This window comes from Bacteroidota bacterium, assembly GCA_013696965.1.
GTDB lineage: Bacteria > Bacteroidota > Bacteroidia > JACCXN01 > JACCXN01 > JACCXN01.
The window spans coordinates 15,902-28,244 of record JACCXN010000006.1; the positions used below are offsets into that span (position 1 = coordinate 15,902).

The following is a 12,343-nucleotide window of genomic DNA, read 5'->3' on the forward strand; positions in this document are numbered from 1 at the left end:
TCTACTTTATTATCCTTATCCTAAAAGCTCAAATGGAGGATTTTTTTGCGTCTGATTTTTTTAGCTTAATTCCTCGTTAATGATTAATAGCCCCTGCAATAGTATATCAAGTAATTTTATAATCTTTTATATTTATTTCCACAGCAATAAAATCCTTATTTTTGTCAAGTTTTAAAAACCAAATAAAATGTACGCAAACTTCAAAGATCATCTCTCACAAGAAATAGAAAATATAAAAGAATCCGGCCTTTTTAAAAAAGAACGGGTTATCATTTCACCTCAGGGGGCCGAAATTAAAATAAACACTGGAGCAGAAGTAATTAATTTCTGTGCAAACAATTACCTTGGATTGTCATCACACCCAAAAGTTATCGATGCCGCAAAAAAAACTCTTGATTCTCATGGCTACGGAATGTCCTCTGTAAGATTTATTTGCGGAACTCAGGATATTCACAAAGAATTGGAGCAAAAGATTGCAAGTTTTCTTGGTATGGAAGATACCATTCTTTATGCAGCTGCATTTGATGCAAATGGAGGTGTTTTCGAACCTTTGTTTTCTGAAGAAGATGCAATTATTTCTGATGAATTAAATCATGCTTCAATAATAGATGGAGTACGATTATGCAAAGCCAAGCGCTACCGCTATAAAAATAACAATATGCAGGATTTGGAAGAGCAGCTAAAGCAAGCCCAGGCACAGCGCTTCAAAGTAATTGTTACTGACGGTGTTTTCTCAATGGATGGTTATATTGCCAAATTAGATCAAATATGCGATCTTGCTGACAAATACAATGCACTTGTAATGATTGATGAGAGTCATGCCTGTGGCTTTATGGGAAAAACAGGCAGAGGAACACATGAACATTGCAATGTAATGGACAGAATTGATATTATTACAGGAACATTAGGAAAAGCACTTGGTGGTGCAATGGGAGGCTTTACTTCCGGAAAAAAAGAAATTATTGATTTATTGCGTCAACGTTCTCGTCCTTATCTTTTTTCAAATTCACTTGCCCCTTCCATTGTTGGCGCTTCTATTGCTGTAATGGATCTTCTAAGTGAAACTACAGAATTACGTGATAAAGTAATGCAAAATGCTTTGTATTTTAGAGAGGGAATGACCAAAGCAGGTTTTGATATAAGAGAAGGTATTCACCCAATTGTTCCTGTTATGCTATATGATGCAAAACTAGCTCAAATTTTCGCTGAAAAATTACTTGCTCATGGGATTTATGTAATTGGTTTCTTTTTTCCTGTTGTTCCTAAAGATTTAGCAAGAATAAGAGTTCAAGTTTCAGCAGCACATGATAAGAAACATTTAGATTTAGCCATTGATGCATTTACTAAGGTGGGAATAGAATTGGGTATTGTTAAACAGGCAGTAAATTAAAACCTCTTTAACCTTGATTTCAAACTTTCGTAACTAGCCTTTACTAGGAATGGCAAGTATTATCTATCCCAGCAAAATTGAAATTTATTTTGCATCATCATGATATGGGTTTTCATTAAATAGGAGTCGTTTCCTTTTAACTTCAAATATTTCTGTGCTTACCATGTAATTTTTACAAAGCAGCATTAAAAGTAAAATTTATTTTATTAGTTTTGTCTTTCTTGAATTTTAAGAATAAACTTTGCGTAAAACTTTTAGGGCTTTTTAATCCCAATGATTAAATTTATCTTCTGAAAACAATGAAATCAAAAAGATTTTTTTAAAATTACTAGAGAATATAACAATATATTAACTTTGAATAAGTTTATTTAAACAATCAAAAACAACAACCAAACAATCATCCAAACAATCGACATGAAAAAACTATTTTTCTTACTGACACTTGCCGGAACTCTGACCATTGGTGCAAGTAATCAATTATTCGCTCAAGTAGGCGAGGCAATAGAGGCAACAACAGAGGCTGAAGTTGAATTAACTTTTCATCAGGTTATAAAACAAAAATTCATTGAAGGTGGTGCCGAGTTTATGGGCATCGTATTAATTTGTTTGATTTTAGGGCTTGCTCTATGCATTGAAAGAATTATTTACCTTAATCTTGCCACAACCAATACCAACAAATTGCTTAACAATGTGGAAAGCGCATTAAATTCTGGTGGTGTTGAAGCAGCAAAGGAAGTTTGTAGAAATACAAAAGGACCTGTTGCAAGCATCTTCTACCAAGGCCTTGACAGATCTCATGAAGGAATTGATATTGTTGAAAAATCTGTAATTTCTTACGGAAGTGTTCAAATGGGCTTACTTGAAAAGGGTCTTTCTTGGGTTTCGTTGTTTATTGCACTTGCCCCTATGCTTGGATTTATGGGTACTGTAATTGGTATGATTTCAGCCTTCGATGCTATTGAGGCTGCAGGTGATATTTCTCCATCTTTGGTTGCCGGTGGTATTAAAGTGGCACTTTTAACAACTGTTTTTGGTCTTATTGTAGCCATGATACTTCAGGTGTTCTATAATTACATCGTTGCTAAAGTTGACAGTATTGTTAACTCAATGGAAAATGCATCCATTTCTCTTGTAGATCTATTAGTAAAACACGAACTGACTAAAAAATAATTCTTATGAATTCTAAAATGATTCAAATTTTGTCTTACATCTTAATGGGTGTTTCTGTTTTGCTTGCGGCATTATTTTATACCGGAGTGATTTCTGAAGAACCTATTATTATATGGTGTTATGCACTGGCTATTGCTGCTGCTGCCGCTGCCCTTATATTCCCTGTATTTGCTCTGATTGGTGATCCAAAAGGTGCTAAAGTTGCTTTGGTTGGTATACTTGCTTTAGGGGTTGTGGCTGGAATATCTTATGCAGTTGCAGGAAATGAAGTTACTGCTGCTTATGCCACATATGGAACCACTGAACTCTCTTCTAAATTAGTAAGTACAGGTTTAATCCTGTTTTATTTGTTAGCTTCAGGAGCTGTTATAGCTGCAGTATATGCAGAAGTATCTAAAATTTTTAAATAAATAGTATTATGGCAAGAAGGCAACTTCCGGAAATAAATGCCGGGTCAATGGCTGATATAGCATTCCTGCTACTTATATTTTTCCTTGTTACAACTACTATGGATGTTGATTCAGGTTTGCAACGTATGCTACCTCCACTTCCTGAAGATGCCCCGGAAATAGTTGATTTTAATAAAAGGAATGTTTTTGTAGTTCTGGTAAATGCAAATAATCAATTGTTTGTTAAGGGAGAACCTGGAGATATTAAGTCTTTAAGGAGAGAGGCAAAAGAATTTATTGCTAATCCAGGAAGAAAGGAAAATTTACCTGAAAAGGAAGAAAAAGAAGTTCCTTTTTTTGGGAATTATGCCGTTTCTAAACAAGTAATTTCTCTTCAAAACGACAGAGGTACTTCCTACGAAACCTATATTATGGTTCAAAATGAACTTGCTGCGGCTTATAATGAACTTAGAAATGAGATTGCCATGTCTCAATTTGGTAAATCATATGATGACCTGGTATTGCTTAAGGATGAAGAGCGTGTTGCTGCAGTTAGAATGATTTACCCTCAGAGAATATCAGAGGCTGAACCTAAAAACATAGGAGGAAAATAAAGATGAGTAAATTTAAAAAGAAACAAGGAGGTAGTACACCTGCAATTTCAACAGCATCTTTACCCGATATCGTGTTTATGCTTTTGTTCTTTTTCATGGTTACTACGGTAATGAGAGACAAATCGCTTAAAGTGATAGTTTTTACGCCAAAAGCAACTGAAATTGCCAAACTGGAGAGAAAAAGTCTTGTTAGTTACATTTTTATCGGGAAACCACTAAAGCCGCTTCAAGCGGTTTTTGGTACTGAGCCAAGGTTGCAGTTAAATGATGCTTTTGCAACTGTGAATCAAATTCCTGAATGGATTGAATCTGAAAGAAGACAGCGCGCTGAGGTTGAAATTCCCTTAATGACCACATCTTTGAAAGTAGACAAAGAAACCAAAATGGGTATTGTAACCGATGTAAAGCAGGAATTAAGAAAAGTAAATGCTTTAAAAATAAATTATTCAACCAAAAAAACTGATAAACTCTAGAATATTTATTCAAAAAAAATAGCCGGTTCTTTATAAGATCCGGCTATTTTTTTTTATTAAAGGCCTTGCAGATAAAATTGAAAGCAAAAACCATTACTGTATTCCCGAATTGCTGAGTTCGCCTGAAGCCTTTTTTTCTTTTATACTAATGGAATAAAAAAGCCATAGCAAGGCAAATACAACAATTGCGCTTGTTGCCACCTGCAGAGCCTGTCCTTCCCCTTCCCCTATATGTTCTATTTCCGGAGTAATTGATCTTTGATAAATAAGATAAGAAACTAGTACAGCGGCCCCATTATTAACAAAATGAGCAAATATTGGAGTCCATAAACTACCGCTCCATACAAGCATATATCCAAATGCCGCTCCCATCACAAAACGAGGCAAAAAGCCATAAAACTGCATATGTAAGGCACTAAACAAAAAAGCCGCTATCCATATTCCCCAGTGCTTACTATTGGTCCCTTGGTTTATTAGTCGCTGTAAAACCCCTCTGAATAGCAATTCTTCGCCTACTGCAGGAATTACTGCAATTAACAAAACATTGTACAGCAAACCCTGGATATTATCTACTTGAAGAAAAGCTGTTGTAATCTGTTTTGCACTTTCTTCAGATGCTTTCATCCATTTTTCAACGCCTGATAGCCATTCAGGAAATTGCAAGTAATTGTTTATTTCTGCCATGAAGTTTATTAGTGGCATTCCCCCTAACATAATGGCAGGAATTATTAAATATAGAATGGGGGAGGGGCCAGCCGTATTTAAATTAAGATATTTGAGTTTGTTATTAGTTACTAGCATTACAAAAACAATTGGTGGGACAATAAAAATACCAATGGCATTTAGCAATTGCATAAATTTAAGTGCATTTAGGGCTAAATGGTTTTCCTGTGCTATTACCAAGCTCGTTGCTTCGGCTATATTTACTCCGAAAATGGGCTCAATTAATAAAACTGCTAAAAATGAAAAAACAAACAGTGAGCCGAATGCAATTAATAATAAGACAAACAGTTTTGTCATTACAGTTTCTTCAGAAAGCTTTTTTTGTAACATAAACACCGGTTTTATTAATATTTTTGTAAAAAAATGAAGTGGTAAAGATAGAAAATATTGAATTGGGAGAATTTCCCTTACTTCTTGCTCCTATGGAGGATGTGAGTGATCCTCCTTTTCGCGCCTTGTGTAAAAAACATGGCGCAGATTTAATGTATACTGAATTTGTTTCTTCGGAAGGATTGATCCGCGATGCTGCAAAAAGCCGAAAAAAACTTGATATTTTTGAATATGAACGGCCAATAGGAATACAGCTTTTTGGCAGTGATATTGAATCCATGCGCGAGGCTGCTATTATAGCAGAGCAAGTAAAGCCAGATTTAATTGACATTAATTATGGATGCCCGGTTAAGAATGTTGCATGCAGGGGCGCGGGCGCTGCTTTATTGCGCGACATTCCTAAAATGGTTCAAATGACTGCCGAAATTGTAAAAGCAGTTAATTTACCAGTTACAGTAAAAACAAGGCTAGGATGGGACGAACAGACCAAAAATGTTACAGATGTTGCAGAAAGATTGCAGGATATCGGCATAAAAGCCCTGGCAGTTCATGGGCGTACACGCGTTCAAATGTATAAAGGAGAAGCAAATTGGGATTTAATTGGGGCTATAAAAAACAATCCGAGAATTAAAATCCCGATTTTTGGCAATGGAGATGTAAATAGTGCTCAAAAGGCAATTGAGATGAAAAACAGATATGGTGTGGATGGTATTATGATAGGGCGGGCAAGCATAGGTTATCCATGGATTTTTAATGAAATAAAATATTTTATGAAAACCGGAGAACCATTGCCAGTGCCAACTGTTGAGCAAAGAATTGAAGCTTGCATGTTCCATCTAATGGAATCTATTAAATGGAAGGGTAACGTTCTTGGTATTCTGGAAATGCGTAGACATTACACTAATTATTTTAAAGGGCTTCCTCATTTTAAAGATTATAGAATGAAATTAGTTACATCAAATAATGCCGAGGAAATAGTAAATACTTTGAATGAAGTTGGCGAGCAATATGTTCAAAACGGCTTTTCCTTTTAAGTTGAAAAAAGGAATAATTAAATTGATTACATAGTTTTCATAGAACATATAAGAGAATTACCAGTTTTGTCTCAGACTTATAATAAGTGAATAAAATAATTAAAAATCGATAGATAAAATCTTTGCTTTTTACTTTATTTACTATAAATTTTTTAATTACTTTCGTACTAATTAAATCTCATAGCCTTGAAAATAGCAGTTCCAAAAGAATCAAAATTTAAAGAAAATAGGGTTGCTCTTACGCCCGAAACAGTTAAACAACTAACAGACAAAGGGTTCCAATGCAGCATAGAAGCTGGAGCCGGTGATAAGTCTTATTTTTCAGATGAATCTTTTGCATCGGCAGGAGCAGTTATTGTATCTGGGAAGGAATTACTTTATGCCGAAGCGGAAATTGTTTTGCGCGTAAACCCACCAAGTATAGAAGAAGTAGCACTGATGAAAGAGGGAAGCGTTCTTATTTCTCTTGTGTGGGCCTCAACAAATCGTGAACTAATCGATGCTTGTTCATTGAAAAATATTACTGTTTTTTCTATGGATGCTATACCTCGTATTTCCAGAGCGCAAAAAATGGACGTTTTAAGTTCTCAAGCGAATCTTGCAGGATATAAATCTGTTATTATTGCCGCAAACGCATTAGGTAAAATATTCCCAATGTTTATGACTGCTGCAGGAACCATCAAGCCTTCTAAAGTGGTTATAATGGGTGCTGGAGTGGCAGGATTGCAAGCAATTGCCACTGCCAAAAGGCTTGGAGCAATTGTGGAGGTTTCAGATATTAGACCTGAAACAAAAGAGCAGGTGGAATCATTAGGTGGTAAGTTTATTGAAATGAAGGGTGATGATTCTGTGAAGTTAGAAGGAGGCTATGTAAAGGGTGTTTCTGATGAGTTTTTGAAAAACCAGCAGGAGCTTATTGCAAAGCATATTGCCCAAGCTGATATAGTTATTACAACTGCCCTTATTCCTGGAAAAAAAGCTCCAGTACTTGTTACTGAAGATATGGTAAAATCAATGCGCTCAGGTTCAGTAATTGTTGATATGGCCGTGGAACAAGGTGGTAATTGTGTGCTGAGTGAACTAAATCAAACGGTAGTTAAACATGGCGTTATAATTATAGGAGAGTCTAATCTTCCAAGTATGTTGCCATTTAATGCCAGCGAACTTTATGCGCGTAATATCACTACCTTTTTGTTGCATCTTGCCGACAAGGATCATTTTAGAATGGAAATGGATGAAGAAATAACCAAAGGATCACTCATTACTTATAAAGGACAAATTGTCCATTCATCTCTTCTGCAAACAGTTTAATTTAAATTTAATATATTATGACAGGGATATTCGAGTTTTTATATACTAACATGAACATGGTTTATGTGGTGATTTTGTCCATTTTTGTAGGTGTTGAAGTAATCGGAAAAGTGCCTTCAATTTTGCATACACCCCTTATGTCTGGAGCAAATGCAATTCATGGAGTTGTGGTTATTGGAGCCATTATAGTTATGCTTCAGGCCGAAAGTAACAATTTTGTAATTCTTTCATTGGGTTTTATAGCTGTTGTTCTCGGAACATTAAATGTTGTTGGTGGTTTTGTAGTAACAGACAGAATGCTGGAAATGTTTAAAAAGAAAAAATAGTAATCAAATCCTTTCAATCAACCTTAACTTTTAACTTAATATATATATGGAATTCCCGTACATTCTTGAAATTGCCTACTTAATTGCATCAGTAACATTTGTTATCGGTTTAAAAATGCTAAGTCATCCTGATTCAGCTCGAAAAGGTAATTTAATAGCAGCTTTTGGAATGGCAATTGCCATTGCAGCTACTTTATTCTTATATAAAACAGGAGTAGATTCAAGTATTTATATACTTATTATTGCGGCAATGACATTAGGTACGGTCCTTGGATTTTTTGCTGCCAAAAAAGTAAAAATGACAGCTATGCCTGAAATGGTTTCTATTTTTAATGGTATGGGTGGGGCCTGTGCCATGCTAATTGGATTGATAGAATTCCCTCATTTTATTGCGCATCCTGAACCTCTGGGTTTATTAGCAGTATTAGGCGGGATGGTAATTGGAAGTGTTTCTTTCTCAGGAAGTATTATTGCCTGGGCAAAATTAAACGGAACATTAAATAAAGAAATTCGCTTGCCTTATTATAACATTATTAATACTGGTGTTATGATTTTGACTCTTGGATTAACAGGAGCCATTGTAGGAGGTTTTGCTTTAGATGCTACCATAGTTTATGGTTTATGTGCTCTTGCATTGGTTTATGGCGTTTTGTTTGTTATTCCAATTGGTGGAGCAGATATGCCTGTTGTTATTTCTTTGTTGAATTCCTTTACAGGTGTTGCTGCTGCTTTCGGAGGATTTCTTTATGGAAACAAGGTAATGCTTACAGGAGGTATTCTTGTTGGCTCTGCTGGCACAATTCTTACTATTGTAATGTGTAATGCAATGAATCGTTCATTAACCAATGTAATTTTTGGCGCATTTGGTGGTGGTGGCTCTGCTGCTGCTGGAGCAGGTTCTGCGGATAAAAGCTATAAGGATATTTCTATTAGTGATACTGCGGTATTGATGAATTATTCTAAGAAAGTAATCATTGTTCCTGGTTATGGCCTTGCAGTAGCTCAAGCACAGCATGTTATTCATGAACTGGAAACTATCCTTGAGGAACGTGGTATTGAGGTTAAATATGCTATTCATCCTGTCGCAGGAAGAATGCCAGGTCATATGAATGTATTGCTTGCTGAATCCAGCGTTGATTATGGGAAACTGGTAGAAATGGAAGAAATAAACGGAGAGTTTTCTACCACAGATGTAGTGGTTGTAATAGGGGCAAATGATGTAGTTAATCCAGCAGCTAAAACTGATCCTTCTTCTCCAATATACGGCATGCCTATTCTTGATGTTGATCTTGCAAGAAACATTATTATTAACAAGCGTTCAATGAATGCAGGTTATGCGGGCATTGATAATGACCTTTTTTACCATTCCAAAACAAGTATGCTTTTTGGTGATGCAAAAAGTGTTCTAACAAAATTAGTTGCTGAAATCAAATCAATGTAAGTTTTAATACACCTAATTGTTAAAAAACAGGGGGTATTAAAAATATAAAAAAGACCTGAAAGACATTTAAAATCTTTCAGGTTTAATTGTTTTATAAACTACCAGGGTTTATTATTTTCTGAGGTAATTCCATTTTAATTTTCAATTTTTCATCGATTTTTTCAAAAATTCCTCTTAAAAGGAAGCGTTTAGGATGTCAAGAATAGAAAAAAAATTAACTTCATTTTTCTAGGGCTTTAAGAACTGCTTTTAGCCCATTAATAGAAAAATTAAAACAAATTTTTGGTTTTAATTGCCTACAAATCAATCGTTTGAAAAAAATACCTTCCTCGCTTACAAAAATATTGTTTTATCAAAATAAATTTTATATTTGCTTTTGTTTTATAAATTCACTTAAAATTAAATGATGAAAAAATTAGTACTCAATATTTTTGCTTTTAGTCTTTTTAGTGCAGGAGCAATTTTTGCTCAAAGAACATGTGGCACAATGGAAAACTTGGAGCTGTTAAGAAATCAGGATCCCTCTTCCATTCAGGTAATGGAACAAATTGAAGAACAAACCAAGCAGTTTATAGCTGCCAATGGAAATTCCTCAAGAGCTGTCTACAACATTCCTGTTGTAGTGCATGTTGTTTATAATACAACATCTCAGAATATCTCTGACGCTCAAATACAGTCACAAATTAAAATTCTTAATGATGACTTTAGGAGATTAAATGCTGATAAGTCAAATACTCCTTCAACATTTACAAGTGTGGCTGCCGACAGCGAAATAAATTTCTGCATGGCCACTAAGGATCCAAATGGTGCAACAACTACAGGAATTACAAGAACATCAACTTCAGTTACATCTTTTGACCAAACTAATAAAATGAAGTACAATTCTTCAGGTGGAAAAGATGCATGGCCGGCTGGTTCTTATATGAATATTTGGGTATGTAACTTAGGGGGAGGATTATTAGGATATGCCCAATTCCCTGGAAGTGGTTCTGCCGCAACTGATGGCGTTGTAGTAGGTTTTAACTATTTTGGAAATACGGGAACAGTAACTGCACCTTTTAACAAAGGAAGAACAGCAACGCATGAAGTAGGCCACTGGCTTAATTTACGTCACATATGGGGTGATGCTAGTTGTGGAAATGATCTTGTTTCCGATACTCCAGTTCATACAACTTCAAATGCCGGTTGTCCATCTCATCCAAAATCAAATACTTGTGGAACTACAGCTGAAATGCATATGAATTATATGGATTATACGGACGATGCATGTATGAATATGTTTACATTGGGACAAAAAACACGTATGCAAGCAGTTTTAGCCTCAGGAGGTGCTCGCGCCAGTTTAGCTGCTTCTACAGCATGCTCTGGAGGATCAACAACTCCTGTTTATTGTTCAGCAAAAGGAACAAATACTGCCTATGAGTGGATTTCAAGTGTAAAATTAAATACTATTAACAATTCAACAGGAGCCAATGGGGGTTATGCTGATTTTACTGCTATTTCAACAAATTTAGAATTAGGAAAAGCATATACAGTTTCTCTAACTCCAGGTTTTGCCGGAACTGCCTATTCGGAATATTTTAAAGTTTTTATTGATTGGAATAACGATAGTGATTTTGTTGATGCAGGAGAATTAGTTTACACTTCCGCTGGAACAACTACAGCTGTTTCTGGTAGCTTTACAGTGCCAAGTACAGCTAAGATTGCTAAAACCAGAATGAGAATTATCATGAAGGATGGTGCTATTTCAGGTCCTTGTGAGCAGTTTACTTATGGAGAAGTTGAGGATTACTCAGTTAATATTGTTTCTGCTGTAGCTACTTGCGCCACTCCAGGCAGTCTAACTGTAAGCAGCATAACTACTACAGGTGCAACATTAGGCTGGGCATCTACTGGCGCTACAAGCTATAATGTAAGGTATAAAACAACTGCATCAACTACATGGACCAATACAACAAGCACAACTAATTCCAGAAGTGTTTCAGGCTTAACGGCTTCAACTCAATACGAATTCCAGGTTCAGGGAGTTTGTTCAAGCACAAGCAGTAGTTCTTTTTCTGCAAGTAAAACATTTAGTACTACGGCTGCAACAACAACAACTTCTACATTAACAGTAGGAGCTGGTACAGGAACTTCAGCAATAGCTCCCTATGGAACATATTATATGGATGAAAGAGTTCAGTTTATTATTACCAAAGCAGAATTGGATGCTGCCGGATATTCTTCATCAAATAATGTACTAAAATCCCTTGGATTTAACATTGTTACTTTAAGCAGCCAGGCAATGAATGCTTTCACCATTAAAATCGCACACGCATCTGCCGCTTCTTTTGGTACAAGTACTTCATTTTTAGCCCCTGCAATGACAACGGTTTACAGTACCAATTTCACCCCTGTTACAGGATGGAATACCCATAATTTTTCCACTCCTTTTAGCTACAATGGTACAGGAAATTTGTTAATTGATATTTGCTGGAATAATTCTTCCTATACAACGGATTCAAAAGTTGCTTTTACAAGTCAAAGTACTTACAAAACCTTGTATAAAAAAGCTGATATTGCTGCTGGTGGAGTATGCGCTAATACAACGGGCTCACTTTCATATGAAAGACCAAACATTAGGTTAACCCTTAGCTCTTCTGCAACCTCAAGAATGGAAGAATCAGAACTTGAAGAAGTTGAGCTGATTTCTGTAAACGAGAATTTTGATTTTAGTATTTACCCAAATCCTGTAACTACCGATCTTTCGGTTAGCTTCACATTGAAAAAGGATAATTCAGATGTTATAATTACTATTTATAACTTAATGGGTGCGGTTATTGAAAATAGAATTCTTACAACTCAATCAATTGGAGTACATTCAGAGAAAATGAATTTGTCGGGCAATGAGAATTTCACCTCTTTATCTAACGGAATTTATTTATTGTCAATAAATATTGATGGACAATTACAAACCAAACGTTTTGTGTTATCTAAGTAATACATACAATTCATAAACAAAAAGGCTGCTCTATTAATGGAGGCCACTGAAAAAGTCTTTTTAAGAATTAAATGTTAATAAAAGGGAGTAGAAACGCAAGTTTATCTACTCCCTTTTTTGTATTTTGTATCAGATTCAAAAGCCTAATATACATGCTGGTAC

General features: G+C 35.4%; 11 protein-coding genes. 10 read left to right on the forward strand and 1 reads right to left on the reverse strand.

What is annotated here, in order from left to right:
- Positions 1-187: 187 nt before the first annotated feature.
- From kbl to H0V01_01015, 5 genes are all read left to right on the forward strand, one after another.
- Entirely contained in the window at positions 188-1,390 is a 1,203-nt protein-coding gene (gene kbl, locus H0V01_00995; GenBank protein MBA2581942.1) for a glycine C-acetyltransferase, read from the forward strand.
- 414 nt (positions 1,391-1,804) lie between these two features.
- On the forward strand, positions 1,805-2,560 hold the full coding sequence (locus tag H0V01_01000) for a MotA/TolQ/ExbB proton channel family protein (GenBank protein MBA2581943.1): 756 nt from the start codon (positions 1,805-1,807) through the stop codon (positions 2,558-2,560).
- Positions 2,561-2,577: 17 nt separating this feature from the next.
- On the forward strand, positions 2,578-2,970 hold the full coding sequence (locus H0V01_01005) for a hypothetical protein (protein MBA2581944.1): 393 nt from the start codon (positions 2,578-2,580) through the stop codon (positions 2,968-2,970).
- Positions 2,971-2,978: 8 nt separating this feature from the next.
- Entirely contained in the window at positions 2,979-3,563 is a 585-nt protein-coding gene (locus tag H0V01_01010) for a biopolymer transporter ExbD (GenBank protein MBA2581945.1), read from the forward strand.
- A 2-nt stretch (positions 3,564-3,565) separates the two neighbouring features.
- Complete coding sequence (locus H0V01_01015) at positions 3,566-4,036, forward strand: biopolymer transporter ExbD (protein MBA2581946.1); 471 nt, start codon at positions 3,566-3,568, stop codon at positions 4,034-4,036.
- 93 nt (positions 4,037-4,129) lie between these two features.
- On the opposite strand, the gene H0V01_01020 is transcribed toward H0V01_01015, so the two are convergent.
- The gene (locus H0V01_01020; GenBank protein ID MBA2581947.1) at positions 4,130-5,089 is read right to left on the reverse strand and encodes a CPBP family intramembrane metalloprotease; all 960 of its coding nucleotides are present in this window, start codon (positions 5,087-5,089) and stop codon (positions 4,130-4,132) included.
- Between the two features lie 38 nt (positions 5,090-5,127).
- On the opposite strand from H0V01_01020, the gene dusB reads away from it, so the two are divergent.
- The 5 genes from dusB to H0V01_01045 all read left to right on the forward strand — a co-directional run bounded on the left by dusB (position 5,128) and on the right by H0V01_01045 (position 12,181).
- Positions 5,128-6,123, forward strand: coding sequence for a tRNA dihydrouridine synthase DusB (dusB, locus tag H0V01_01025; protein MBA2581948.1), 996 nt, complete (start codon positions 5,128-5,130; stop codon positions 6,121-6,123).
- Positions 6,124-6,309: 186 nt separating this feature from the next.
- Positions 6,310-7,434, forward strand: a complete 1,125-nt coding sequence (locus H0V01_01030) for a Re/Si-specific NAD(P)(+) transhydrogenase subunit alpha (protein MBA2581949.1) — start codon at positions 6,310-6,312, stop codon at positions 7,432-7,434.
- A 17-nt stretch (positions 7,435-7,451) separates the two neighbouring features.
- Positions 7,452-7,760, forward strand: a complete 309-nt coding sequence (locus H0V01_01035) for an NAD(P) transhydrogenase subunit alpha (protein MBA2581950.1) — start codon at positions 7,452-7,454, stop codon at positions 7,758-7,760.
- Between the two features lie 46 nt (positions 7,761-7,806).
- Positions 7,807-9,201, forward strand: a complete 1,395-nt coding sequence (locus H0V01_01040) for an NAD(P)(+) transhydrogenase (Re/Si-specific) subunit beta (protein ID MBA2581951.1) — start codon at positions 7,807-7,809, stop codon at positions 9,199-9,201.
- Positions 9,202-9,604: 403 nt separating this feature from the next.
- Positions 9,605-12,181 (forward strand): T9SS type A sorting domain-containing protein, encoded by a 2,577-nt coding sequence (locus H0V01_01045; GenBank protein MBA2581952.1) that lies wholly within the window; start codon positions 9,605-9,607, stop codon positions 12,179-12,181.
- The last annotated feature ends 162 nt before the right edge of the window (positions 12,182-12,343 follow it).

Bases quoted from the DNA above. Each gene is read 5' to 3' on its own strand.
- kbl (MBA2581942.1), top strand. From the start codon at position 188: ATGTACGCAAACTTCAAAGATCATCTCTCACAAGAAATAGAAAATATA.
- H0V01_01000 (MBA2581943.1), top strand. From the start codon at position 1,805: ATGAAAAAACTATTTTTCTTACTGACACTTGCCGGAACTCTGACCATT.
- H0V01_01005 (MBA2581944.1), top strand. From the start codon at position 2,578: ATGATTCAAATTTTGTCTTACATCTTAATGGGTGTTTCTGTTTTGCTT.
- H0V01_01010 (MBA2581945.1), top strand. From the start codon at position 2,979: ATGGCAAGAAGGCAACTTCCGGAAATAAATGCCGGGTCAATGGCTGAT.
- H0V01_01015 (MBA2581946.1), top strand. From the start codon at position 3,566: ATGAGTAAATTTAAAAAGAAACAAGGAGGTAGTACACCTGCAATTTCA.
- H0V01_01020 (MBA2581947.1), bottom strand. From the start codon at position 5,089: ATGTTACAAAAAAAGCTTTCTGAAGAAACTGTAATGACAAAACTGTTT.
- H0V01_01035 (MBA2581950.1), top strand. From the start codon at position 7,452: ATGACAGGGATATTCGAGTTTTTATATACTAACATGAACATGGTTTAT.
- H0V01_01040 (MBA2581951.1), top strand. From the start codon at position 7,807: ATGGAATTCCCGTACATTCTTGAAATTGCCTACTTAATTGCATCAGTA.
- H0V01_01045 (MBA2581952.1), top strand. From the start codon at position 9,605: ATGATGAAAAAATTAGTACTCAATATTTTTGCTTTTAGTCTTTTTAGT.